21 protein-coding genes are annotated in these 25,777 nt (G+C 62.1%); 15 read left to right on the top strand and 6 right to left on the bottom strand.

Annotated elements, in window-relative coordinates; translation table 11 throughout:
- Positions 1-4: 4 nt before the first annotated feature.
- From NKI79_RS06240 to NKI79_RS06250, 3 genes are all read right to left on the bottom strand, one after another.
- The gene (locus tag NKI79_RS06240) at positions 5-796 is read right to left on the bottom strand and encodes a TIGR02186 family protein (RefSeq protein ID WP_352686777.1); all 792 of its coding nucleotides are present in this window, start codon (positions 794-796) and stop codon (positions 5-7) included.
- Positions 796-1,719: a sulfite exporter TauE/SafE family protein gene (locus NKI79_RS06245; protein WP_352800493.1), complete on the bottom strand. Its 924-nt coding sequence runs from the start codon at positions 1,717-1,719 to the stop codon at positions 796-798. Before NKI79_RS06245 ends, NKI79_RS06240 begins: the two co-directional genes overlap by 1 nt.
- A 191-nt stretch (positions 1,720-1,910) precedes the next feature.
- Positions 1,911-5,750, bottom strand: coding sequence for a peptidoglycan-binding protein (locus tag NKI79_RS06250; RefSeq protein ID WP_352800495.1), 3,840 nt, complete (start codon positions 5,748-5,750; stop codon positions 1,911-1,913).
- A gap of 552 nt (positions 5,751-6,302) precedes the next feature.
- On the opposite strand from NKI79_RS06250, the gene NKI79_RS06255 reads away from it, so the two are divergent.
- The 8 genes from NKI79_RS06255 (at position 6,303) to NKI79_RS06290 (ending at position 15,717) form a co-directional block, all read left to right on the top strand.
- Positions 6,303-6,764, top strand: coding sequence for a MerR family transcriptional regulator (locus NKI79_RS06255; RefSeq protein WP_352506231.1), 462 nt, complete (start codon positions 6,303-6,305; stop codon positions 6,762-6,764).
- A gap of 249 nt (positions 6,765-7,013) precedes the next feature.
- Positions 7,014-8,810, top strand: coding sequence for an acyl-CoA dehydrogenase (locus tag NKI79_RS06260; protein ID WP_352800497.1), 1,797 nt, complete (start codon positions 7,014-7,016; stop codon positions 8,808-8,810).
- Positions 8,811-9,048: 238 nt separating this feature from the next.
- Positions 9,049-10,218 (top strand): acyl-CoA dehydrogenase family protein, encoded by a 1,170-nt coding sequence (locus tag NKI79_RS06265; protein ID WP_352800499.1) that lies wholly within the window; start codon positions 9,049-9,051, stop codon positions 10,216-10,218.
- Positions 10,219-10,226: 8 nt separating this feature from the next.
- Positions 10,227-10,682, top strand: a complete 456-nt coding sequence (locus NKI79_RS06270; RefSeq protein WP_254816313.1) for an OsmC family protein — start codon at positions 10,227-10,229, stop codon at positions 10,680-10,682.
- A 17-nt stretch (positions 10,683-10,699) separates the two neighbouring features.
- Positions 10,700-11,908, top strand: a complete 1,209-nt coding sequence (locus tag NKI79_RS06275; protein WP_254816314.1) for an acetyl-CoA C-acetyltransferase — start codon at positions 10,700-10,702, stop codon at positions 11,906-11,908.
- Between the two features lie 12 nt (positions 11,909-11,920).
- On the top strand, positions 11,921-14,140 hold the full coding sequence (locus NKI79_RS06280) for a 3-hydroxyacyl-CoA dehydrogenase NAD-binding domain-containing protein (protein WP_352800502.1): 2,220 nt from the start codon (positions 11,921-11,923) through the stop codon (positions 14,138-14,140).
- Positions 14,141-14,221: 81 nt separating this feature from the next.
- Entirely contained in the window at positions 14,222-14,866 is a 645-nt protein-coding gene (locus NKI79_RS06285; protein WP_352800504.1) for a S24 family peptidase, read from the top strand.
- An 11-nt stretch (positions 14,867-14,877) separates the two neighbouring features.
- Positions 14,878-15,717, top strand: a complete 840-nt coding sequence (locus NKI79_RS06290) for a thermonuclease family protein (protein WP_352800506.1) — start codon at positions 14,878-14,880, stop codon at positions 15,715-15,717.
- Here the strand turns inward: NKI79_RS06290 and NKI79_RS06295 are convergent.
- The gene (locus tag NKI79_RS06295; RefSeq protein ID WP_352800508.1) at positions 15,680-17,335 is read right to left on the bottom strand and encodes a lysine--tRNA ligase; all 1,656 of its coding nucleotides are present in this window, start codon (positions 17,333-17,335) and stop codon (positions 15,680-15,682) included. The genes NKI79_RS06290 and NKI79_RS06295 overlap by 38 nt on opposite strands.
- Before the next feature lie 246 nt (positions 17,336-17,581).
- On the opposite strand from NKI79_RS06295, the gene NKI79_RS06300 reads away from it, so the two are divergent.
- Positions 17,582-17,992 carry a tellurite resistance TerB family protein gene (locus tag NKI79_RS06300; protein ID WP_352800510.1) on the top strand — a complete coding sequence of 137 codons (411 nt, stop codon included), beginning with the start codon at positions 17,582-17,584 and terminating at the stop codon, positions 17,990-17,992.
- Positions 17,993-18,000: 8 nt separating this feature from the next.
- On the opposite strand, the gene NKI79_RS06305 is transcribed toward NKI79_RS06300, so the two are convergent.
- Positions 18,001-18,852 (bottom strand): ABC transporter substrate-binding protein, encoded by an 852-nt coding sequence (locus tag NKI79_RS06305; RefSeq protein ID WP_352800512.1) that lies wholly within the window; start codon positions 18,850-18,852, stop codon positions 18,001-18,003.
- 271 nt (positions 18,853-19,123) lie between these two features.
- On the opposite strand from NKI79_RS06305, the gene NKI79_RS06310 reads away from it, so the two are divergent.
- The 3 genes from NKI79_RS06310 to NKI79_RS06320 all read left to right on the top strand — a co-directional run bounded on the left by NKI79_RS06310 (position 19,124) and on the right by NKI79_RS06320 (position 21,356).
- Positions 19,124-19,855 (top strand): helix-turn-helix transcriptional regulator, encoded by a 732-nt coding sequence (locus NKI79_RS06310; RefSeq protein ID WP_023677341.1) that lies wholly within the window; start codon positions 19,124-19,126, stop codon positions 19,853-19,855.
- Between the two features lie 97 nt (positions 19,856-19,952).
- A complete protein-coding gene (locus NKI79_RS06315) occupies positions 19,953-20,591 on the top strand; it encodes an acyl-homoserine-lactone synthase (RefSeq protein WP_352475930.1) in 639 nt (212 codons plus the stop codon).
- A gap of 15 nt (positions 20,592-20,606) precedes the next feature.
- Positions 20,607-21,356 carry an enoyl-CoA hydratase-related protein gene (locus tag NKI79_RS06320; RefSeq protein WP_352475929.1) on the top strand — a complete coding sequence of 250 codons (750 nt, stop codon included), beginning with the start codon at positions 20,607-20,609 and terminating at the stop codon, positions 21,354-21,356.
- Positions 21,357-21,380: 24 nt separating this feature from the next.
- Here NKI79_RS06320 and ppk2 read toward each other — a convergent pair whose 3' ends face one another.
- Positions 21,381-22,283, bottom strand: coding sequence for a polyphosphate kinase 2 (ppk2, locus tag NKI79_RS06325; protein ID WP_352475928.1), 903 nt, complete (start codon positions 22,281-22,283; stop codon positions 21,381-21,383).
- Positions 22,284-22,496: 213 nt separating this feature from the next.
- Between ppk2 and NKI79_RS06330 the strand changes: the two genes are divergently transcribed.
- From NKI79_RS06330 to NKI79_RS06340, 3 genes are all read left to right on the top strand, one after another.
- On the top strand, positions 22,497-23,762 hold the full coding sequence (locus NKI79_RS06330) for a sensor histidine kinase (protein ID WP_352800515.1): 1,266 nt from the start codon (positions 22,497-22,499) through the stop codon (positions 23,760-23,762).
- A gap of 117 nt (positions 23,763-23,879) precedes the next feature.
- Positions 23,880-24,605 carry a phosphate signaling complex protein PhoU gene (gene phoU, locus NKI79_RS06335; protein WP_254816325.1) on the top strand — a complete coding sequence of 242 codons (726 nt, stop codon included), beginning with the start codon at positions 23,880-23,882 and terminating at the stop codon, positions 24,603-24,605.
- Positions 24,606-24,722: 117 nt separating this feature from the next.
- A complete protein-coding gene (locus NKI79_RS06340; RefSeq protein ID WP_023677347.1) occupies positions 24,723-25,730 on the top strand; it encodes a magnesium and cobalt transport protein CorA in 1,008 nt (335 codons plus the stop codon).
- The last annotated feature ends 47 nt before the right edge of the window (positions 25,731-25,777 follow it).

The following is a 25,777-nucleotide window of genomic DNA, read 5'->3' on the forward strand; positions in this document are numbered from 1 at the left end:
GAGTTCAGTCTTTCCTGAAGACCAGTCTTCCGAGCCAGCCTGTCAGCATGGCCAGCGATACGGCAAAGACACCGTAGAGGAACGAGTAGTCGTGGGCGACGCGGAAGATCGACTGTTCGAAACCGGACTTGCGGATTTCGAGCTGGGCGGAGCTTTCCTTGATGAACAGGCCGCTCTTGAACAGGAAGGCGCGGGCCTTATGGGTGCCGACCGGAACGTTTGGGGCGAGCCTGACGGTGGCGCGGAACAGGTTCTGCGACAGGAACTGCACACCGCCGACATTCTCGCTGTAGAGGCCGGTCGCCGCCTTGCGTTCGCGCAGCGCGGCGGTGAACTCCTCGATTGTCGCCGGGCTGTCGCCGGCGTCGGCCGGCTGCAAATAGAGGTTGGAGGCGCCAAGCGACAGCTGCTTGTAGCTGTTCGGATCGGTGACGTCCTGCAGCGGCCGCGTCGTCGCCACCGAATAGGAGACAGGTACGTTTTTGAAGGTCTCCGACTCCAGATTGACCCAGACGCCGAGCACCCGGTCCTTGCGGCGCACGACGACCGGTCGGGCCGGGCCTTCCAGCACGACGATCACGTCGTAGCGCCCTTGCCGCGCGACAAGCGGATCCGCATTTTCCAGCGAGCCGAAGATGGTCAGGTCGGCGCCGGAAAAGCCGGCGGTAATCGAGACATTGTCGGTCGAAAGGCCGATCTGGATATTTTCGGTCAGAGGCGCCTGCGCCTTCGCCGGTGGCGCAGCCGCCAGCAGCGACAGCAAGGCGGCGGCCGCGAGCGTCCTGAAGCCAGCCATCAGCTCAGGCCCACGCCGGACAGCGAATAGAGATTGGGCGGCGTGACGAAGAGATCGATTGCAAGCCGGATGGCGACCGCCAGTACCAGCAGCGCCAGCAGCGCCCTGAGTTGCTCGCCCCGCAGCCTCTGACCGGCCTTGGCGCCATATTGCGCGCCGGCGACGCCGCCTGCCATCAACAGGAAAGCGAGCATGACGTCGACCGTCTGGTTGGTGGTGGCGTGGACCAGCGTGGTGTAGGCCGAGGTGAAGATGATCTGGAACAGCGAGGTGCCGATGACGACGTTGGTCGGCACTTTCAAAAGGTAGATCAGGGCCGGCACCATGATGAAGCCGCCGCCGACGCCCATGATCGACGACAGGAAGCCAATCGCCGCGCCCAGCCCAAGCACCGGAATGACGCTGACGAAGAGCTTCGAGGCCCTGAACCGCATCTTCAGCGGCAGGCGGTGGATCCAATTGTGCTGGCCGGATTTCTTCAACACCGGTGCGGCGCCGCTGCGAGTGGCGCGCAATGCATTGACACTCTCGACGAGCATCAGTCCGCCGACAGTGCCGAGCAGCAGGACGTAGAGCAGCGAGATAAACAGGTCGAGCTGGCCGAGCCGGCGCAGGAGCGCAAATACATAGATACCACCGGTCGAGCCGACGATGCCGCCGCCTAAAAGCACGCCGCCAAGCTTGAAGTCGAGCGTGCCGCGCTTCATGTGCGACAGGGCGCCGGAGAAGGAGGAAGCGATGACCTGGTTGGCGCCGGTGGCGACCGCGATTGCCGGCGGTATGTTGTAGAAGATCAGCAGCGGCGTAATGAGAAAGCCGCCGCCCACGCCGAACATGCCCGACAGGAAACCCACCGCCGCACCCATGGCCAGCAGCACGAAGATGTTGACGGAAATTTCCGCGATCGGGAGATAGATGCCCACCCGTCAGTCTCGATCAGTTTGCCTCCTGGCGAATGCAACCGTTGCGGGCATTTTGCGCCAAAAGGCTATTTCGTTCTTGCGCCGGCCGGGCGGTGAAGTCAAACTTCGCCGCGCCGCCGAAACAAAAAACAACTCAATCAGTTAACAGGCAAATCTGTGGCAAGGGCGTCGCGGAAACGACGCATCCGCCGTTATTTACGCGCGAGCAGCGCTTTGACCAGCTTTTCGTCGATCGCGCCGGTTGCCCTCATATCGTTGTCGGCCTGGAAGGCCATGATTGCGTTCTTGGTTTTCAGGCCCATCATGCCGTCGGGATTGCCGGCCTCGTAGCCGTTCTTGTTGAGAATGCGCTGGATGTTCTGGACCGCTTTCTTCATATCGATGCCGGCGGTCGTCTGCGGTGTGCCGTCCTGCCACGATTCAGGAATGTCGGCCGAATTGGCGGCTGGATCGAGCGGCTTGGCTTTCCACAGTTCAGCCGCGGCCCGCGCACGCTCCAACTGCTCGGGCCTCAGCGCCTTGGCGATCTCGTCGCGCTTGGCCGCTGCATCCTTGTCGCCGGTCTTGGCGACGAGCGCGAACCATTTATAGCTCTCCTCGAGGTTCTGCTTCATGCCGACACCCTTCGCCGCGAGGATGCCGAGATTGAACTGGCTGTCCTTGACGCCGAGATCCGCCGCCGCCTGGAACCAGCGTGCTGCCGATTCGTTGTCGGTCACGCCGTCCGCCGCCATCGCAAACAGCACGGCAAGATTGTGCATTGCGCTGGCATTGCCCTGCTCTGCGGCAAGCTGGTACCAGGTCTTCGCTTTCTTGATGTCGCGTGCGACGCCGATGCCCTTCTCGTAGAAGTTGCCGATGCGGTATTCTGCCGGTGCGAAACCGAGTTCGGCAGCTTTCTCATACCATTTGGCCGCCGCCGTCATGTCTTCCTTAACGCCGCGCGACTCGGCGTAACGCGAGCCGATCTCGAACAGCGCCTTGGCGTCGCCGCCGGCCGCTGCATCGCGCAGGGCGGCCGGCCCGGCATCGGCCGGAACGTCGATCTTGGCAACGCCTGCCGGGGCAGCATCCGCCGGCGGCACAGTGCCGGTCGTGTCCTGCGTGGCAGCGGGGGCAATAGCAGGCGCGGCAGCCTTTGGCTCGGCGGTCGCCGCTGCCGGCGCGGGCACTGCGGCCGTGGTGTCTGGCGCCGCCAGGTCAGCGGACGCTCCGGAAGGCGAGGGCGCCGTCGATGCCTCGGCTGCCGATGTGGCGGGGCCGGTTTGCGCCGCCGTGTCGTCCTTGGTCATCGATGCGGATGGCTCGGCCTGCCTGACGGTGGGCGACGGCTCGCTCTCCTGTGTTGTTGTCTGCGCGTCCGCCTTCGGCTCGCTGGCAACGCTGGCCAATGCGGTTTCCACCGGCTTTACGGCCACGGCTGGTGCCGCCTCATTGTCGGCGACTTCGACCGGGTCGGAGAAGAAGGCTTTGCCCAGTTGCAGGCCGGCAAGCGCCAGCATGATGGCGATTGCCCCCATCAGGATCGGCTTGCGCCGCGCCTTGAGCAGGTCGCCGATCCTGAGTGCCTTGACCGGGCCTTTCATCGTCGACTGGCGCTTGAGGGCGTCCGCCTCGGCGGCCGCCGCTTGCGCAGCCCTTCTGGCTGCCGCGATGAAGTCCGATTTCGCCGCCTCGGCACTACCTTCCCTGGCCGGCTGCCCGCGCTCGTCGCGCACGCGCTTCATGATGGCACTGAGGTCGGGTGCGCCGGAGCCGGGTTCCAGTGGCCGGTTGGCGAGCTTGGGGTCGAGGGGCTCGTCGAGATCGACGCTCGGTATCTCGGCGCTCGGCGCCGAGCCTGCAAGCGGCGGCGTCTCAGCCTCCTTCTTGCCCTTCAAGGCGCGCGCCAGCCCGCCTAACATCGATTTCCTGCCGCCGCCTTGTTCGTTCTTTTCACGTGTCGTGTCTGAACCGAGAGCCGCCAGTGCGGCTGCGGCGGCGGCCTCGGCCGGCGTTCGCGGACCTGGCTCTCCGCGCACGAGCGCCGCGGCGCGGCCGTCGAGATCGGCCATGTTGCCCGTCAACGGCAGCGGCTGCTCGAGGTCCATCGACGGTGCATCCTGCACCGAGATCTTGGATGCCCGCCCGGAGCGCTTACTCAACTCCGCGCTTGCCGGTTCGCCGGTCTCCAGTGAACCAAGCCTGTCAACGATCTTGAGCAGCGTATCGTGGATAGCCTCGAACGTCCTCGAATTGCGCTCGTCCGAACGGCGCGTCAGCGCCTCGAGCGTCTTCAGGTCCTGGGCGAGGCCGGTAACGGCCGCCGTGTTGGCGCTTGATCCGGCCAGCGAGCGGACGGCACTCTCGGCCGCCTCGCGCGCCGCGCCGAGGATGGAATCGCGGGTTCCGGCCAGCGATTTCTCGATTTCGTTGAGACGCGGGCTGATGTCGTCGAATTCCGGCAGCGGCGTGCCGGGCTTGGAAAGATGCGCCGTCAGGCTGGCGACCTGCGCTTCGAGGCTGCGGATCAAAGCCGGGTCGATGCTGGCGACTTGTGCGGCGGACGAATCCAGCCGGCTTGAGATGTCTTCGAGCCGACTCTCCAGGCCGCGGATCGCCGCCTCGTTGGCGGGATCTGGAACGCGTGTCTCCATCCGCTTGGCCAGCGCGGTGAAGCGGGCGTCGATGGCATCCATGATGTCGGCGTTGTCGACCTGCGGCATGCGCTGGTCCAGCCTGTCGGCGACCTCGTCCAACCGGCGCTCGAGGTCGCGAAACAGCATGTTGCCTTGTTCGATGGCGTCGCCCTGGCGGCGTTCCATCATGCTGGACAGCACGTCGAAGCGCTGCTCAAGCCCCTGGAAGATGTAATCGGCGTCGGGCATGGCCGGTGCGTGGTCGATCTTGTCGGAGATAAGCTCGATTTGCCTGGCAAGGCGCTCCATCGCCTGTTCCGGCAGATTGGCTCGGCCGGCCAGTTCATCCACGCGGCTCGACAATGTGTTGAGACGGTCGATGACCTCCCGGCCCGGACGGTCCTGCGACACTTCTTCGATTTGCTGGGCCAGTGAATCGATCCGCTTCTCGATGCGTTCGAAGGGCTCGGGGTCGAACGAATTGGCTTGCGCGGCAACCGTCGAGGCGACGATCGCGCGGGAAATCTCGTCGAGCCGCTCGTCGATCTGGCTGAATGTGTCGCTGCCGCGATTGTCCTGCTGGCGGGCGAAATGGTCGACCGCTCCGGCAAGCGTGCGGACCTTTTCTTCGAGCGAGCGCAGCGACAGCGATTCCGGGAGATTGCTGACGGCATTGCTGATCTGTTCGAGCCGTTCCGTCAGCGCCGACAGGCCGGGCGCGTCGGAGCGCTTGCGCTGATCGGCGTCGACGCGGTCCTCGAAGGCATTCCAGCGGCGGTCGAATTCGTCCCAGCGGCGGCCGACCGCCTGCACGCTCTCCTCGCGCGCTAGCGTATCGAGCGCGGCCTTGACCTGCTCAAGCTCGAGCCGCAGCATATTTACGCTTCTGTCGTCGCTTTTTTCGGCCAGTGTCTGGATGGCGCCGGAAAGCCGCTCGAACTCGACACCGAGTTCGGCGCTGCCTTTGCCGCCGCCATTTGACTGGAAGGCTCGCTCAATATTCTTGCGCAGTACGTCGAACTCGCGTTGCAGGCCGGAGGTCATCTGCTGGCGCAGCTCTTCGCGCAGGCCGCGTAATTCCCCGGCGATCTTGCCGGCTAAGGCGACGCCGTCCTCCTGACCGCGCACCCGGTCGATATCGCGGGCGATCGCCTGGTAGTTCTGGTCGAAGGCCGCTGCTGGACCTTTCGGCCGCTGCGCCTCGCGTGGGTCTTCATACCGGCGCTGCTGGCCATAGGGTTGAGCGCTGGGATAGCGCGGTTCTGCCGCTGGTCGGCTTGTCGTCTCCTCGCGCGTTCGCTCCAGCCGCTGCTCCAGAGTTTCCAGGGAGCGGTTGAGCTCTTCAAGCGTCGTGTGCGGCCGGCGTTGCCTGCCGGCGTTGAGTGTATCGAGGTAGGACCGCTTGCTGTTCATCAATGCGCCCGTTTCAGAATTGCTGGCTTTCACCAGGTTCCCAAAGTCCTGCCGGGACGAAGGCGACTGCTTGGCTTGTTGCAGTGGAAGACGAGCTTCCCGGGTCTCATCCGCGCTCCGAAAACCGTGAAAAATTCAATACAGGATAGACACGGGTAACCGACATGCGCACATTTCGCCCCAACGTGGTAAACAACGCGTTAACCAAGCTTAAGAAGTTGCAACTTTGTCGGCTGGCTGCGGACGGTGCCGGGTGTCTTCTAGTGGACGCACAAAAGACGCCGTGGAAGTTTGATCAGCCGCATGATCGCTCCCGAAATCGGCAACGACTTTTTAGGTTATCCGCCGGCGCTGCGGCATAAAGTTCCAAGCCTAGAACGCTCTTGCGTGGTAAGGCGGCTATCGATATAGAATTGACGTAAACGTAAATGAGCGGATTACGCCGTTTGCGATTTGTTTGTTGAAACCACGAGTGGAAGCACGCCCCCGCTTTCACTCAGGCGACGCAAGGTCCGCGACCGCGACGCCACCAGACGGGGAAAGCCAGTGACCATGAAACTTATTTCGCCCGGTCAAGCCGCGGCCAACACCAACGATATGTCGAGCGAAACCGGTGAAGAGCTTGTCCGTATCGGCGAAATGGCCAAGAAATACGGAGTGACGCTGCGTACGCTGCGTTTCTATGAGGACAAGGGTCTACTCAACCCGCAGCGCGACGGCTCGACCCGCCTCTATACGCGCCGCGACAGGGCCCGGCTGAAGCTGATCCTGCTTGGCCGCAAGGTCGGATTCTCGCTGCGTGACGTCAAGCAGATGATGGACCTCTACGATCCGAACGGCTCCAACACAAAGCAATTGCGGCTGGCGCTCGACAAGTCGGAGAAGCAGCTTGCCCGTCTGCAGAAGCAGCGGGCGCTGATCGACGATGCCATCAGCGAACTGAGTGCTTCGATGTTGACCGTCCGGCAAATGCTGATCGAGCGCTCGACGCCGCAGGCCAGCGTGGCGAGCTAAACTAAGCTTTCGATTTCCGACGGATAAGAGCCGCGCGGTTTTCGCTGCGGGGTTCTTCGTCGTTTACCGTCCTTCGCCGTTTGCGGTCTTGGCGCGCGGGAGAAAATTCGTCGCCCCGCAGAATTGACGTTTACGCAAACGTCAACATTTGCTATCTCCGAGCCGTCATACTGGCCCGCCTGCTATCCTCATAGACTGGTTCCACTGGGGCTGATTTCGGGGCCAAGACCGCATGGTGGAGGAAAACGCATGCCGATCTACAAGGCGCCGATCCGCGACACGCTGTTCGTGCTGAACGAAGTGCTGGGGTATCAGCGCTATTCCAATCTTCCCGGATTTTCCGACGCCGCGCCGGATGTGCTCGAGGCCATCCTTGCCGAAGGGGCGAAACTCGCTGAAAACGTGATGCAGCCGCTGAACCGTGTCGGCGACACGGAAGGTTGCGTGCGCCATGAAGACGGTTCGGTAACGACGCCGAAAGGCTTCAAGGAGGCCTTCGACCAGTATCGCGAAGGCGGCTGGATGGGGCTCGCCGCACCTGTCGAGTTTGGCGGGCAAGGCTTGCCCTACGCGGTGCACACCGCGGTTGCCGAATACATGGTGTCGGCCAATATGTCGCTGATGATGTATGCCGGCCTGACGCAAGGCGCGATCGCTGCGATCATCACCCATGGCACCAAAGAGCAGAAGGCAACATGGTTGCCGAAGCTGGTCGAGGGCGCCTGGACCGGCACCATGAATCTGACCGAGCCGCACTGCGGAACCGATCTTGGCCTGCTGCGCACCAAGGCCGTCCCAAATGGCGACGGCACCTACAGGATCTCCGGCCAGAAGATCTTCATCTCGGCCGGCGAGCATGACATGTCGGACAATATCGTCCACTTGGTGCTGGCCCGTATCGAGGGCGCGCCGGATGGCGTGAAGGGCATCTCGCTGTTCATCGTGCCGAAGTTCAAGCTCGATGCCTCAGGCAATCCGGGCGAGAAGAACACCGTTTCCTGTGGCTCGATCGAGGAGAAGATGGGTATCCATGGCAACTCGACCTGCGTCATGAATTACGACGACGCTGAAGGCACGCTGCTCGGCGAGGCCAATGGCGGGCTGAAAGCAATGTTCACCATGATGAATGAGGCGCGGCTTGGCGTCGGCCTGCAGGGGCTCTCGCTATCGGAGGTCGCCTACCAGAATGCGGTTTCCTACGCTAAGGACCGTCTGCAGGGCCGCTCGCTGTCAGGACCGAAGGCGCCGGACAGGAAGGCCGATCCGATCATCGTCCATCCGGACATCCGCCGCAGCCTGATGACCATGAAGGCGTTCAACGAGGCCGGCCGCGCGCTGGCGCTGTGGACGGCGATCAAGTCCGACATCGCTCACCGCTCCGGTGACGACAAAGATCGCCAGGTCGCAGACGACTATACCGGCCTGATGACGCCGGTGGTCAAGGGCGTGCTCACCGACAAGGGTTTCGATCATGCGGTAATGGCGCAGCAGGTGTTCGGCGGCCACGGCTATATAGAAGAACACGGCATGAGCCAGTTCGTCCGCGATGCCCGCATCGCCATGATCTATGAGGGTGCCAACGGCATCCAGGCGCTCGACCTCGTCGGCCGCAAGCTGGCCTTGAATGGCGGCCGCGCGGTCCAGGTCTTCTTTAGGGAAGTCGGAGAGTTTTGCGAGGAGAACCGCACCGACGAGAAGATGGCGCCCTTCACCAAGGCGCTTAAAAAGGGCCTCGACGATCTGCAGGCGGCGACGATGTGGCTGGTGCAGAACGGCATAGCCAGGCCCGACAATGCGGGTGCCGCCTCGACCGACTACATGCATCTCTTCGGCCTGGTGGCGCTGGGCTATATGTGGGCCCGGATGGCGAAGGTGGCCGCAGCGAAATTGGCTGATGGCCCCGACGGCGCTTCGTCTTTCTACGACAACAAGCTGGTGACGGCGCGCTTCTTCGTAGAGCGGATCATGCCGGAGACGTCGGCGCATCTTGCCCGCATCTCCAGCGGTGCCGACACATTGATGGCACTGGCGGCGGAAGCGTTCTAGCTTCGGCGTTCCCCTGCCCCTCGAGGGGAGGGTGGCCCGAAGGGCCGGGAGGGGTCCTGCCTGCAGTGCGCCGACCTCCATTCTGGTGCACGCCTTGGAGGAAAATGATCGCAATGCCGTGGCACATGGCGCAGGTTGTAAAAGATAAGGTCGAGCAAGTCATCGGCGACCCCACCCGGCCGCTTCGCGGCCACCCTCGTCTCGAGGGGGAGGGGAACGTCGGCGCGAGGGAGAAACCATGACCAACCCCGCCGAAATCCTTGGCCTACCCAAGCCCGCCTGGGCGGCGGACGAGGTCGGCATGCTTTACGACATGGCGCACCGCTTCATGTCGGAAGAGATCGCGCCGCGTTACGACGAGTTCGAGAAGAACGAAATGGTCGACCGGGAAAGTTGGCAGAAGGCGGGTGCTGCCGGACTGCTGTGCGCCTCGATGCCGGAGGAATATGGTGGATCGGGCGGCACGTTCGCGCATGAGAGCGCCATCATCGAGGCGATCGGCCATGTCGGCGTCGACGGGTTCGGCATTGGCCTGCACAATTCGATCGTTGCCCCCTATATCCTCCACTACGGCTCGGAGGAGCAGAAGAAGAAGTGGCTGCCGAGGCTGGCCACCGGCGAGCTGATCGGCGCCATCGCCATGACTGAGCCGGGTGCGGGCTCCGACCTGCAGGGCATCAAGATGCGTGCCGAAAAGGACGGCAACCGGTACAAGCTCAGCGGCTCGAAGACTTTTATCACCAACGGCCAGCTCGCCAATTTCATCATCGTCGTTACCAAGACCGATCCTGAGAAGGGCGCCAAGGGCATCTCGCTGATCGTCGTCGAGACTGACGAGGTGGAGGGTTTCGAGCGCGGCCGTAACCTCGACAAGATCGGCCTCAAGGCCAACGACACGTCGGAACTGTTCTTCAACGACGTGCGTGTGCCGACCTCGAACCTGCTCGGCAATGACGAAGGCCAGGGCTTCGTCCAGTTGATGCAACAATTGCCGCAGGAGCGGCTGCAGATCGGCACCACTGCTATTGCCATGGTCGAGCGGGCTCTGGCGCTTACCATCGACTACGTCAAGGAGCGTAAGGCGTTCAGCAAGGCCATCATCGAATTCCAGAACACCCAGTTCAAGCTTGCCGAATTGAAGACCGAGGCGACCATCGGCCGCGTCTTCTATAATGACTGCGTCGCCCGCCATATTAACGGTGGCCTCGACCCGGTGACGGCTTCGATGGCCAAATACTGGCTGTCAGACCTGCAAGGAAAAGTCGTCGACGAATGCCTTCAATTGCATGGCGGCTATGGCTACATGAATGAATATCCGATCGCCCGCATGTTCCGCGATGCCCGCGTCCAGCGCGTCTACGGCGGCACCAACGAGATCATGAAATTGCTGATCGGGCGGAGCCTTTAGGAGGTCGCATGTCGAAGCATTTTGCTGGGCTTCGCTGGAAGTCGGGGGCACGGGAGGATTTCCTTTCCGGCCGCTATTCCCGGGTCCATGAACTTCATTTTGATGGTGGCGCGGTCATCTCCGCTTCCGCATCGCCGTCGATTGTGCCGGCACCTTTTAGCGATGCAACGATCGTCGATCCGGAAGAACTGTTCGTCGCTTCGCTTTCTTCTTGCCACATGCTCTGGTTCTTGGATCTGGCAAAACGCGCTAAGCTCAATGTCCGATCTTATCACGACGAAGCCGAAGGCCTGATGGCCAAGAATGCTGAAGGGCGCACAGCCATCACACATGTCACCCTTCGGCCGCTCGTCGAATGCGACGCAGATGCGGCTATGATCGAGAGCATTCATCACAAGGCGCACGACGCCTGTTTCATCGCCAATTCGGTGCGGACCGAAGTGGTGGTCGAGCCCCGATTTTAGATCACAGGAGATCACCAATGGCCGAAGCTTATGTCTATGATGCCGTGCGCACGCCGCGCGGCAGGGGCAAGAAAGATGGCTCGCTGCACGAAGTGCCGGCGGTGCGGCTCGGCGCCAAGGTGCTCGAGGCCATCCGCGACCGCAACGGGCTGAACACTAGCACTGTCGACGACATCATCTTCGGCTGCGTCGATCCGGTTGGCGAGGCGGGTGCGGTCATTCCACGTGCCGCCGCTTTCGAGGCCGGCTACGACACCAAGGCGCCCGGCATGCAGATATCGCGCTTCTGCGCCTCGGGCCTCGACGCCATCAATTTCGGCGCCGCCAAGATCGCGCATGGCGCCGACGAGATCGTCATTGCCGGTGGCGTCGAATCAATGTCGCGCGTCGGCATGGGCGCCTCCGGCGGCGCCTGGTTCATGGATCCCTCGGTCGGCCTGCCCGGCTGGTTCGTGCCGCAAGGCATATCGGCCGACCTGATCGCCACCAAATACGGCTTTTCGCGCGACGATGTCGATGCCTACGCGGTCGAAAGCCAGAAGCGTGCCGCCAAGGCGTGGGGCGAGGGGCGCTTCAAGAATTCGGTGATCTCGGTCAAGGACCAGAACGGCCTGACCATCCTCGACCACGACGAGCACATGCGGCCTTCGACCGACATGCAGTCGCTGGCCGCGCTCAACCCGTCCTTCGTCATGCCCGGCGAAATGGGCGGCTTCGACGCCGTCGCTGTGCAGAAGCATCCCGAGGTGGAAGAGGTCAATCACGTCCACCATGCCGGCAATTCCTCCGGCATTGTCGACGGGGCGGCGGCCGTGCTGCTCGGCTCGAAAAAGGCGGGAAAGACGCTCGGCCTCAAGCCGCGCGCGCGCATCCGTGCGTTCGCCAATATCGGCTCCGAACCGGTGCTGATGCTGACCGGCCCGGTCGACGTCACCGAGAAGCTGTTGAAGCGGGCGAAGATGAAGCTGCAGGACATCGACTTGTTCGAGCTCAACGAGGCCTTCGCTTCGGTGGTGCTGCGCTACATGCAGGCTTTCGACATTCCGCATGACCGGATCAACGTCAATGGGGGGGCCATCGCCATGGGCCATCCGCTCGGCGCCACCGGTGCGATGATCTTCGGTACGGTGCTGGACGAATTGGAACGCCGCGACCTCAACACCGCGCTGGTGACGCTTTGCATCGGCGCCGGTATGGGCACCGCAACGATCATCGAACGCGTCTGACGGAGAGAGATGATGAGCTACACCAATTTCACCCTCGACATCGACGCCGACGGCATTGCGCTGGTCACCTGGAACATGCCGGACCGTTCGATGAACGTCTTCACCGAGGAGGTGATGCGCGAACTGAACGCCATCGTCGACAAAGTGGCAAGCGATGCAGTGATAAAGGGCGCGGTGATCACCTCCGGCAAGGATACGTTCTCGGGCGGCGCCGATATCACCATGCTGCAGAAGATGCTGGCGACCTTCGCCGCCGACAAAGCGAAGGACCCGGAGAAGGCGACCAAGGCGCTGTTCGACAAGGCGGGCGCTATGAATGGCCTGTTCCGTAAACTGGAAACCTCGGGCAAGCCGTGGGTTTCGGCGATCAACGGCACCTGCATGGGCGGCGCCTTCGAATTGTCGCTCGCCTGCCATGGCCGCGTCGCGGCTGATTCCGACCAGGTGAGGATGGCGCTTCCGGAAGTGAAGATCGGCATTTTTCCAGGCGCCGGCGGCACCCAGCGCGTGCCGCGGCTGACCGACCAGCAGCAGGCGCTGCAAATGCTGACGTCCGGCCAGACGCTGTCGCCGCAGAAGGCCAAGTCAATGGGCTTGATCCATGAGATTGCCGAGGCGGACAAGCTGGTCGAAACTGCCAAGGGGATGATCAAGAACGGCTTGAAACCGGTGGCGCCATGGGATGAAAAGGGCTTCAAGCTGCCCGGCGCTCCGATCTATTCGGTGGCAGGTGCCAATCTGTGGCCGCCGGCTATCGCCATTCTGCGCCGCGAGACCTATGGCAATTATCCCGCTGCCGCCGCCATCCTGAAATGCGTCTACGAGGGCCTGCTGGTGCCGTTCGATACCGCCTTGCGGATCGAGCAACGCTACTTCACCGAGGTCATGCAGACCAGGGAAGCGGCGGCGATGATCCGCTCATTGTTCGTGTCGCTGCAAGAACTGAACAAGGGCGCTCGCCGCCCAGCTGGTGTGCCGGAAACGACGTTCAAGAAGATCGGCGTGCTCGGCGCCGGCTTCATGGGCGCCGGCATCGCCTATGTAACGGCCAAGGCCGGCATTCCGGTGGTGCTGCTCGACCGCGACATGGAGTCCGCCGCCAAGGGCAAGGCGCATTCCGAGACCCTGATCTCGGATCAGGTGAAGAAGGGCCGTGCCAAGCCGCAGGACAAGGATCGATTGCTGTCGCTGATTACGCCAACGGCCGATTACGCGGATCTTGCCGGCTGCGATCTTGTGGTCGAGGCGGTGTTCGAGGACTCGGCCGTCAAGAAGGATGCCACCGAACAGGCCGAGGCTGTACTCAAGCCGTCGGCGATCTTCGCCTCGAATACGTCGACCATACCGATTACATCGCTGGCCAGGAATTCGGCGCGGCCGAAGAATTTCATCGGCATCCACTTCTTCTCGCCGGTCGACAAGATGATGTTGGTCGAGATCATCCTCGGCAAGAAAACCGGCGACAAGGCGCTGGCCACCGCGATCGACTTTGTCCGCGCCATCAAGAAGACGCCGATCGTCGTCAACGATACGCGCGGTTTTTACGTCAATCGCTGCGTACTGCGCTACATGTCGGAAGCCTACAAGATGCTGATCGAAGGTGTTCCGGCGCCGATGATCGAGAATGCGGCGAAAGCCGCTGGCATGCCGGTCGGTCCTCTGGCGTTGACCGACGAGACGGCGATCGACCTTGCCCAGAAGATCATGAAGCAGACCATGCGCGACCTCGGCGACAAGGCGGTCGATCCGAAGCAGATGGCGCTGATCAACACGATGGTCGACACACATGGTCGCTTGGGCCGTAAGAACAGCAAGGGCTTCTATGACTATCCGGCAAAACCGGCAAAGAAGAAGCTGTGGCCAGGCCTCAGGGACCTCTACCCGCAGCTGTCGCCGGAGCAGGTCGACTATGAGGAACTGAAGCAGCGGCTGCTGGTCACCATCGCGCTTGAGGCGGTACGGGTGATGGAAGAGGGCATCGTTAACGACCCACGCGAGGCCGATGTCGGCTCGATCCTGGCCTTCGGCTTCGCACCCTATACGGGCGGTGCACTGTCCTACATCGACGGCATCAGCGCGAAGAAATTCGTCAAACTCGCCAAGCGCCTGCAGAAGAAATACGGCGCCGAGTTCAAGGCGCCGAAGCTGCTGCTCGACATGGCCGAGAAGGGCGAGACCTTCTACGAGCGCTTCGATCCCTATACCAGGAACGAGGCCAAGGAGGCGGCCTGACGCCGTCTCCGGCGGTGGACAAGATGGCGGCCAAGGGGTAGAACAGCGAAGGTATTTTTTCCTGTTTCGAAGGAGAGCAAGGTGCTCTCGCACGACCGCGTTTGGGCCGCCATCGACGCTCTTGCCGAGCGTTATTCGCTTTCGGCCTCCGGACTGGCCAGGCGCGCTGGCCTCGACTCGACCGCCTTCAACAAATCGAAGCGGCTGTCCTCAGATGGGCGGCCCCGCTGGCCGTCGACCGAATCGCTGGCCAAGATCATCGAGGCGACCGGCGCCTCGCTGGATGAATTTGCAGGACTGGTCGAAGGCCGGGGTAATTCCGGCGCACTGCCCGTGCAGAAATCGTCGGTGCCGCTGCTTGGCTTCGCCCAGGCGGGCGCCGGTGGCTTCTTCGACGATGCCGGGTTTCCGGCGGGGCAGGGATGGGACCTGATCGAATTGCCGGCACGGGCAACCGACACCTCCTATGCGTTGAAGGTCCAGGGCGATTCCATGCTGCCGCTCTACCGCAATGGCGATGTCCTCATCGTCGAGCCGGGAGCTACCATACGAAAGGGCGATCGCGTCGTCGTCAAGACCAATGCCGGCGAGGTGATGGCCAAGGTGCTCGACCGCCAGACACCGAAGTCGATCGCGCTGGTCTCCCTCAATCCCGATCACCCGGACCGCGACATCCCCATGCGCGATGTCGAATGGGTGGCGCGGATTGTCTGGGCAAGCCAGTAGGCGCGGGGCCGGTGCGTCTGCCTCACCTTGCCTTGGCTGTTCTGGCGATCCCGGCGATGGCCACGGCAATTGTCGCCGGCGGCCGCGCCGTCCAGAGCGAAAGCGGCGGCGCCAGGGAGCAAATCCAGGTCGGCGCTGAACCGCAGCCCGCCGCGCCGGCTACGTCGGCCATCCCGAAACCAGTGCCGGCCAAGCAGGCGGCGCATTCGAGGGCAATCGATCCAGAAATCGTGGTGCCGCCGCAGCTCGGTTCCAACGAGCTTGAACGGATAGAGCCGCGCGCCCCGTTGAGCGATCTAGCATTGGCCGGACCGCCCAAGCCGCCAAAAACGAAAATGCCCGACGACTGGAAAGGCACGAAACTATTCCAGCCCGTCGCGTCGGCGGCCGGGGTCATCGAAGCAAAAGGCTATTCGATTGCGGTTTCCGGTATCGACATCGTCAAGCAGGAGGAGACTTGCACCGACGGCGGCGAGTCCTGGAATTGCGGCATTCGGGCGCGAACGGCCTTCCGCGCCTTTCTCCGCAGTCGTGCTGTGGTCTGTGCCGTGCCGCCTGAAGGCGGTCGTGATCTGATCGCCGCCGAGTGCCGGATCGGCAATCAGGATATCGGCCAATGGCTGGTCGAAAATGGCTGGGCGCGCGCCGCCAAGGGCGGCCCTTACGTAGAAGCCGGCGAGAAGGCGCGTGCAGCAAAAAAAGGCGTCTTCGGGCCGGCGCCGAGCGTTTCAGGCCTGCCGCCGCTCCCGGCTGCTGCGTCGCGAGCCGCGCCTGTAGCGCCTAGCTCGATCCTGGAGGAGCAGGACGGCGCCCTCATGCCGCCAGCTGACCAGCCAGCGCCCGCTGAATGAGCTCACGCGTTTCGGCGATGCCGTAGAGCGCGGCGAAGGAGCCGAAGCGCGGCCCGCGTTCCTGACCTATCAGCACCTGATAGATCATCTGGAAGAAGGCGACGGAGACACCGGGTCCGCCCTCCGGGCTCTGCTTGGAATGATCCTGGTAGCGCTCAATCTTGCGCGCAACATTGAGGGCAGCGTTCTGGATTGCCTCGCTGTCGGCATCAGCCGGCAGCGCGGCGAGCGCTTCCGAAAGCTTGGTCAGCGCCTCGCGCTCGACCGCGTCGGCGGCACGATACACTTTCGCCGGCTTCACGAAATCGTCGAAATAGCGGATGGCATATTCGGCCAGCCGGTCGAGCTCGGGATGGGTCGTCGGCGTCACACCCGGCGCGTGGCGCGAAATGAAACCCCACAGCACGCTCCTGTTTTGGGCATTCGAGGCGCTGACCAGGTTGAGCAGCAGCGAGAACGGAACCGGCAGGTCGACTGCCGGGGGATTGCCGTCATGCATGTGCCAGACCGGATTGCCCAGCCGCTCCTTCCAGTCCTGCCTCTGATAGGCAGAGAGGAACGTATAATACTCGTCCACTGCCTTCGGGATAACGTCGAAATAAAGCTTCTTCGCCGTTCGCGGGCGCTGGAACATATAAAGGCTAAGACTCTCGGTCGGCGCGTAAGTTAGCCACTCGTCGATGGTTAGCCCATTGCCCTTCGACTTCGAGATCTTCTGGCCGTGCTCATCGAGGAACAGCTCATAATTGAAGCCCTCCGGCGCCGGAGCATCGAGCGCGCGGCAAATCTGCCCGGCGAGCTTGACGGAATCGATCAGATCCTTGCCGGACATCTCGTAATCGACGCCGAGTGCTGCCCAGCGCATCGCCCAATCGGGCTTCCATTGCAGCTTGGCATGACCGCCGGTCACCGGCGTCTCGAAGCGCTCGCCGGTGTCCGGATCGCGCCACACTATGGTGCCGGCGTCGAGCTTGCGCTCGTCGATCGCGACTTGCATGACGATCCCGGTCTTGGGATGGATCGGCAGGAAAGGCGAATAACTCAGCGCCCGTTCCTCGCGCAGCGACGGCAGCATAATTGCCATCACCTTATCAAAGCGCTCGAGCATCTTGAGCAGCGTCGCGTCGAAGCGGCCGGAAGTATAATAGTCGGTCGAGGAAGCGAATTCGTAATCGAAGCCGAAACGGTCGAGGAAAGCGCGCAGCCGTGCGTTATTGGCGGCGCCGAACGACGGATACTCATTGGAGAAAGGGTCCGGTATCCTGGTCAGCGGCTTGCCGAGATAGGCGCGCAGCATGTCCTTGTTAGGCACATTGTCCGGCACCTTGCGCAATCCGTCCATGTCGTCGGAGAAGCACAGCAGTCGCGTCTTGACCTTGTCTTCGGTCAGCACGCGGAAGGCGTGGCGCACCATAGATGTGCGCGCCACCTCGCCGAACGTGCCGATATGCGGCAGGCCGGATGGGCCGTAGCCGGTCTCAAACAGCACTGTTTCCGGGTAGCCGCCGCTCGCGTAGCGAGCGACGATCTTTTTCGCTTCCTCGAACGGCCACGCCTTGCTTTCGGCGGCGGCGGTAAGGACTTTCGGGCTGAGATCGATCGGCTGTTGTTCGACCATGATGCTATTCCTGCAACTTGCCGGCATCCATGCCGGCAGCCGCATGCTCTAGACCATGATCCCGAAAAGTGGAACCCGGTTTCAGGGTAGGACGGCGATCAGGCAAGAAGATTAAGAGCTCCCGTCCCAATTAGTCGGGATGGATCAAGTTCCAAGGCGTGACCGGAGCGCCAACGATGGCGGCTGTTTTTCCTTGCGGCGCCGGTCCCTCGTTCCTAACTTCGGAACCATCTCAAGGAGTTCCAAATGCCTTTGTCGCCGCACGAAGCCATGATCTACCTGATGGTCATCACCTCGGCGTCTGACCGCGACATGACCGATATCGAACTGGCGCGGATCGGTGACGTCGTTCGATCCTGGCCGGTGTTTGAGGATTTCAACCAGGAGCGGCTGGTCGATGTCGCCCAGGCCTGCCAGGAAATGCTGCAGGAAAGGGACGGGCTGGAGGGCGTCCTGGCGCGTGTCGCCGAGGCGCTTCCGGAACGCCTGCGTGACACCGCCTATGCCGCCGCCTTCGAGGTTGCGGCCGTCGATCTCGAAATGCGCCTGGAGGAGGTGCGCGTGCTGCAGCTCGTCCGCCGGGAACTCGATCTCGATGCGCTGACGGTCGCCGCCATCGCGCGAGCCGCCAAGGCGCGCCTTCGCACGCTGACCTGAGCCGGCAGTCAGAAAAAGCTGACCGGAAAATAGCGAAGATAGAACTCGGCGAACGTACGTTTCACCGAAATTTCCTGCAGCGCGTAGTCGAATGCGGCCGCCAGTGCCGGATCGTCGGCCCTGGTGGCGATCGCCATGCCCGAGCCAAGGTATTCGGGCGCCAGATAGGGGCCGCCGGCAAAGCGGCAACAGCCAGCCGCATCGGAGCCGCCGAGCCAGAACGCGAAACGCATGCCGTCGCCGAAGGCGGCGTCGATCTTGCCGGCTTTAAGCCTGCCATAAAGCTCCTCCGGCTTTGCGACGGGGACGATTTGGACGTCGCCGAAATAAGTGCGCAGCATCCGCTCATGCGCGGAACCGGCGATCACGCCGACACGTTTGCTGCGCAGCCTGTCGAACATTGGTTCGGTCAACGCCTGTGTCTTCAGCATGATGAAGCGTGCCGGAAATTGCAGGTAGGGGCGTGAGAATGCGTATTTCGACCGCGACTCCGGCGTCGCGGCGATGCCGGCAATGATCGCTTCGCCTTCGTCTTTCCCGAGCGCACCTTCGAGCTCGGCCCAGGGCAGCGCCTGGATCTGGCATTTTTCGGCAATGCCGAGCTCGGCGCAGATGGCGCGCGCCAGGTCGACATGGAAGCCCGACAGCCGGCCTGCCCCATCGAGGAAATTGAATGGCGGGAAATCCGTGGTGGTCAGGAATCGCAGCCGCGGCAGCATCGAAAGGTCCGGCTTTGGCAGCCGCTCCTTGGCGTCCCAAAACACGGGCACCTGCGGCTCCGCGGCGAGCGCATCAGCCGCAAGCGATTGCGCCCCGATCAATATCGAAATCAATGAAATGGATATGCGCCGAAACGCCACGCGACGACTCCGTCCGGTCTTGCCCCGGCTTTAGTACGAAATAACACAGGTTTTTGTACGAAAATAACACAGGTACAACGGTTTTTGGTTTCATCGTGACGATTTAGGGATATTGTTTAGTGAGTTTGCAAATGACTGCGTGATGCCGGCTGAAGAGGAGCAGTAGGACGCACAGGGGAAGCAGCTTTGCAGTCCGGGGTTGATGGCGTGGTGCGGGTTGATCACTGCCATTGGCCTCAAGAGCGGAAGGCAACATGGGGTAGATGTTGCGATGGGTCATTTCGATCGTACCCTGGAACTGATAGATCAGTTGCAGCACGCCGGCACAGCGGCCGCCGTCTGCGAAAAGCTGCTGGGGGTAACAAGCGGGTTCGGGCTGACGGCGCTGATGGCCGGGACGGTTCCGCAACCTGGCACGCCGAGAAACCAGCAAAAGGACCATGTGCTGCTTTGCGACTGGCCGGCTGAATGGCTTGAGCGCTACGTCGCGCGCAACTACGTCGATCACGACCCCGTCGTCAGTCACATGAAGCAGCTTCAAGCGCCATTCCAGTGGCGGGAAGCGTCTCAGGGCATCCGCATCGGCAAGAGCGGCGGCGAGGTGATGGGCGATGCCGGCGAATTCAAGCTGCGCGACGGGTTGGCCTTCCCGCTAATCACGCTCGATGGCCAGATCGTCATGGTGTCACTAGGCGGCGAGGCTGTCGAATTGTCGAGCGCCGAGTTTGGACTGGTGTCGCTTGTCTCGACTTATGCGATTGGCCGCGCAATGCAACTCCACACCATGGCGGGCAAAACCATCGATCATGTCGAATTAACGCCGCGTGAGCGCGAATGCCTGCAATGGGCCGCCGTTGGCAAGTCCGAATGGGAGATCTCACAAATTCTCGGCATTTCGGAACACACGTCAGAGAAACACCTTCTTAACGCCAAAAGCAAACTCGGTGCCGTCAACCGGGTCCAGGCCGTCGCGGAAGCGATAAGGCGCGGCTATATTAACTAGGTCGGCCGCGCCGGCCTAGAAATTCTTGCTTGCGTGATCGCGTAATTTTTTTGGGAAAGCACGGCCGTATCTTCCTATTGAAACAGGAGACGGCAAAATGCTCTTTTCCCTCACGACCCAGGAATTGATGGAACGGCCCGACCTCTGGGAGTCAGTTCATCGTTTGCGTTACAAGATTTTCGTCGAAGAGATGGGATGGACCGATCTGCAGCGCCCCGATGGCCTGGAGATCGATCAATTCGACCACGACGAGGCAGTGCACCAGATCGTCATCCGCAATGGCGAGCTCGCCGGTTACCAGCGGATGTTGCCGACGACTCGGGCACATCTTCTAACCGATGTGCTGGCGGACCTTTATGAGGGAACCCCACCGTCGGGCCCGAATGTCTATGAACTGACCCGCTATGCGGTTGCACCGGGGTTCCGCGACGGCCGGCGCGGCGTGTCGACGGTCGGCACGGAGCTGATCGCCGGCTTCGTCGAGTGGGGTCTGAAGCGCAACGTCAACCAGGTTATCATCGAATTCGAGCCGATGTGGGTGCTTCGCGCGCTGCAGCTGCATTTCCTGGCAACGCCGCTCGGTTACCAGCGTACCTATGGCAACCAGCAGGTGGTTGCCACACTGCTCACCTTCAACGAGCACACGCTCGACGTGGTGCGTTCGCGCCGCAACCACTTTGCGCCGGTGCTGGCCAGAGGGTACCCGGACATGCTCGGACAGAGGCGCGCCTCGTGAGATTGGAGAGAGGCCATGAACGTTCACTCAAAAGCAGAATTCCGCAATCACACGCTGATCGTCACGGTATCGTCGGGTGACGGCCGCCCGGTGCTGGACAGGCTGGCCTATGAAAGCCTGGCCAGGACATTCCATGAAGCCGCTGCCGACGACGACGTCCGCGTCGTGGTCCTGCGCGGTCTGGCCGGGTGCTTCTGCCTCGGCGCCGATTTCTCCGAATTTCTCGACGCCACCAAACATCGGCGACTGATCGACGCCGTTACCGATATGTTTCGCACGCTGGCGACATTCCCGAAACCGGTCCTTGCCTGTGTCGACGGCGACGCCGTCGGCGTCGGCTGCACCCTCCTGTTCCACTGCGACATGGTGATCGCCTCGAGCAAGAGCACGTTTCGGGTGCCGTTCGTCGATTTCGGCCTGGTGCCGGACGCGGCGACCAGCATCCTGGCGCCGCAGAAGCTCGGCTATGCCGGGGCGTTCCGCTTCTTCTGCCTGGGCGACACGCTCGCCGCCGAAGATGCCAGGGCACTGGGCCTTGTCGGCGAGATCGTGACGGACGCCAGCGTCGAGGAAGCCACGTTGGCAAGAGCCAGGCAACTCGCCAAGAAGCCTGTCGCGGCGCTGCAGCAGACGCGCGACCTGCTTAGGGGCGACACCGGCGCGCTCTGCGACCGCATCGACCAGGAGATCTCGCTCTTCCAGCAGGCGCTGCAGGACGACACTACGCTGAAGCGACTGCAGCGGATTGCCCGGCTGGCGGCATGACAGCCGCGTATCGATGAGGTGAGCTTATTTTTCGAGGAAAGTCGGCCCTTCGCCGATGATCTTCTTGTCTACCTTACCGATGACGTCTAGATCGCGGCCGTCATAGGGAAGCGACAGGAGAATGCGCTGCATGACGGCCAGCCGCGCGCGCCGCTTGTCGTTCGCCCGCACAATGATCCAGGGCGCGAACTCCTTGTGCGTGCGTTCGACCATCAGATCGCGCGCCTTGGTGTAGTCGTCCCATTTGGTGATGCCGGCGATGTCGATCGGCGAAAACTTCCAGCTCTTCAGCGGGCTCCAGCGACGGTCGTGGAACCGCTCGAGCTGTGTTTCCCGACCGATGTTCAGCCAGAATTTGAAGAAATGGATGCCTTCGTTGCGGATCATCCGCTCGAAATGCGGAACCTCGTCCAGAAATTGCTCGTGCTGCTCGGGCGTGCAGAATCCCATCACCGGTTCAACACCGGCGCGGTTGTACCAGGAGCGGTCGAAGGTGACGAATTCGCCCGACGTCGGGAAGTGGTCGACGTAACGCTGGAAGTACCATTGTCCAAGCTCGGTGGGTGTTGGCTTGGTCAGCGCCACGTTGCGCGCCGTGCGAGGGTTCAGATACTGGCGCAAAACGAAGATCGTGCCGCCCTTGCCGGCAGCGTCGCGCCCCTCAAACAGCGACATTACCCGCTTGCCTGTCGACTGCAGCCACGCCTGCGCCTTGACCAGCTCGATCTGCAGCTTCTCTAACCTCTCGTCATACTCCTCGCTCTTCATTTTCTTGTCGTAAGGGTAGCCGCCGGCGGTGAGCTTGCGGTCCTCGATCCAGTCGGGAAGCGTCGGGGCCTCGATGTCGAACTCCCGCTCCTTGCCGTCGATCATGATCTTCAGCGGCCCCGATGAAGCTGCAGCGGGGCTTTCCTTGGCGTTTTTCATCGAGACGAACCTTTCCAGCCTCCGGACTCATGCTATTGGAAGCCTTACTGCATCGGCCCGAATATCGGAATCGATTTTCGGAAAGAACGATGCAGCAGATAAACCGGTAGAGCGTCCTTTGTGCGCCCAATTGGACGCACGGCGCTCTAGCGTCGGTCCAGCAGGAAGTTATTGAGCGTTGGCCGCACACGGAGCGCAGGCGACGGAGCGCAAATGGCCGATATCGGCACAGAGCGGAAAGGCAGGGCGCAAGCCGTCGCCATGCGGCTGTGGAACAGCCGCTGGCTGCTCGCGGCCGGCTTCGCTGCGGTTCTGATCGTTTATGGTTTTGCCGGCATGTCTGGCTATGTGGTGCTGCTGGCAGGCGCCGTGCTGGTTGCCGCTGCGATACTGCCGGCCGGCGTCGCCCGTCAATCGACCGAAAATGCCGCGGCCGTCGAGGCGAGCGGCTTGCAACAACTTTCCGGCGAATATCTCGCGGCAGCGGTTGCCGATCCGCTGATCATTTTCGATCGTTCCGCCGCCATCGTCCATGCCAACGCCGCTGCCTTTGCAGCCTTTGGCGGGATTGCCCCCGGCATGTCGCTGTCGCTGAAATTCCGCGCGCCCGAAATGCAGTCCTTGCTGGATAATATTTTGGCAGGCAACGTCGCATCGGACAGCGTCGACTACATAGAAAGGCTGCCGGTCGAACGAGCCTATCGGGTGAGCGCGTCTTCTGTCGGTCACGCCACGGATCTCTACGTGCTGGTGTTTAAGGACCAGAGCGAAGCGCGCCGGATCGACAGAATGCGCGCCGACTTCATTGCCAATGCCAGCCACGAGCTGCGCACGCCTCTCGCCTCGATTGCCGGCTTCATCGAGACGCTGCGCGGGCCGGCCCGCAACGACCCTGCGGCACGCGAGCAGTTCCTGCAGATCATGCAGAACCAGACCAGCCGCATGGCGCGCCTCATCGACGACCTTCTGTCGCTGTCACGGCTGGAGATGAAGCCCTATCTCAAGCTGGGAACCGAGGTCGATCTGCGCCAGGCCATCGACAGCGTAATCGATTCGCTTGGGCCGCTCGCAAAAGAAAACGGCGTCGTCATCGAGCGTGATTTCGCGGAAGGACCGCTCGCCGTGCCCGGCGATCGGGACGAGCTTTTCCAGGTCTTCGAAAACCTGCTGGAAAACGCCTGCAAATATGGTCAGTCGGGCGGACGCGTCGTGGTGTCGATCACGCGCAGCGACAGCGATACCGAACCGGGGATCGACGTCACTATCAGGGATTTCGGCCCCGGCATTCCCGAAGAACACATCCCGCGCATCACCGAGCGCTTCTACCGCGTCGACGTCGAGAACAGCCGGACCCAGAAGGGCACCGGCCTTGGCCTGTCCATCGTCAAGCATATCCTGACCCGGCACAACGCCAGGCTCTCCATCTGGTCGGAAGTCGGCAAGGGTGCGGCGTTCACCGTCCATTTGCCGGCTCGCTGACGCAGTACTATCTCTAGCCCATGATGGGCCGTTTCTTTTTTCTGTCATCCGGCTAGCGTATCAGCGGGGATTCGAGGGAGCGACTCAACCACAAGATCCCGGGAAGGCATTTGGTCCATGCAGTCCGTGCACATCGTCAGCGCCTATGACGAGGAGCTGAAATATCTGTCGAAGCGCATCGCGGCGATGGGCGGGCATGCCGAGCGCATGGTCGAGCAGGCCGTCGCGGCACTGGTCAATGCGGATCCGGGACTTGCCCAGAAAGTCATTCGAGACGACCTGGTTCTGGATGAGGGGCAGCGCGAGATCGACGATAAGGCGATCATCATCATCGCCAAGCGCCAGCCGATGGCGACGGATCTGCGCGAGATCGTCGGTGCGATCCGCATCTCGGCGGACCTCGAACGGGTAGGCGACCTCGGCAAGAACGTCGCCAAGCGAGTGGTTGCTGTCGCTGATGGGCGCCAGCCGAGCAGCCTGTTCCGCGGCCTCGAGGCTTTGGCTAATCTGGCGCTGACACAGCTCAAGGAAGTACTCGACGTCTACGCATCGCGGTCGGTGGAAAAAATCGGTTTCGTGCGCGACCGCGACGACCAGATCGATGCCATGTACACCTCGCTGTTTCGCGAGTTGCTGACTTACATGATGGAAGACCCACGCAACATCACGCCCTGCACGCATCTCCTGTTTTGCGCCAAGAACATCGAGCGCATTGGCGACCACGCCACCAACATCGCCGAGACGATCTACTATATCGTCACCGGCGACCAGATGCCGGCCGATCGTCCGAAGGGCGACAAGACGGACAAGATTATTCTTCCCGCAACGCAACCAGCGAAATGAGTGTCTCTCGATACTAATGCGAATTTCGGATTCGCCACCTGACAGAAAATTGCGCTAAGCTTTCGACGCGCTGACTTCTCAGTTCCGCGATGAAGGCCCCGCCTCCAGGAGGCTGCGATGGAATATGTCCGCGAGTTTGCTCCTGCGCCGCCGATGTCGGGTATAATCGCTTGCGGCGTCTATACGGCTGGGCGGCGCATCGCCGACATTCCGATCGAGGAAGCCGGCGAATGGGCCGGGAAGCCGGGCCACGTGGTCTGGATCGGACTGCTGGAGCCCGACCGCAATTTGTTACTGCGCGTCCAGGCGCAATTTCATCTGCATGAGCTGGCGATCGAGGACGCCGAGCATCCGCACCAGCGGCCGAAGATCGAGCAATATGGCGATGCCCTGTTCATCGTTGCCCGCACGGCGCAGTTGATCGACAGCCGTGTCACCTTCGGCGAGACGCATCTGTTCGTCGGCGCCGGCTATATCGTCAGCGTCAGGCATGGCCCGTCGACCTCCTACGCTGCCGTTCGCCAGCACTGGGAAAGCTGTCCGCATTCCCTCGCCAAGGGCGAGGATTTCGTCCTCTACGCCATTCTCGATTTCATCGTCGACAACTACATGCCCGTGCTCGAGCAGATCGAAAACGAGGTCGAGGCGATCGAGGACAAGGTTCTGCTGAAACCGATGACCGGCTCCGATATCGAGCGGCTTTACATGCTGCGCCGCGATCTCCTGCGCCTGCGCAACGCTGCTCTGCCGCTGGTGGAGGTCTGCCGGCGGCTGACCAGCGCCGATCTGCCGCAAATCCACACAGCCATGCATCCGCTGTTTCGCGACGTCACCGACCATATCCGCACTGTCCAGGAAAAGATCGACAGCCTGCGTGAGGTTCTCGCTTTCGCCTTCGAAGCGAGCCTTCTGGTCGGTCAAAGCCAGGAGACGGCGATTTCCAAGAAGCTTGCCTCATGGGCCGCCATCTTGGCCGTGCCCACAGCATTCGCCGGCATTTACGGCATGAATTTCAGCGACATGCCGGAACTGAGGATGGAATATGGCTACCCGGCCGTCCTGGCGGCAATTGCCCTGATTTGCACGTTTCTTTACTGGCGGTTTCGCAAGAATGGGTGGCTGTAAGGGTAAGGGAATAGGCAGTAGCCAGTAGGGAATAGGCAATACGGAAG

Origin of the sequence: Mesorhizobium sp. M0340, assembly GCF_040321535.1 — a bacterium.
Lineage (GTDB): Bacteria > Pseudomonadota > Alphaproteobacteria > Rhizobiales > Rhizobiaceae > Mesorhizobium.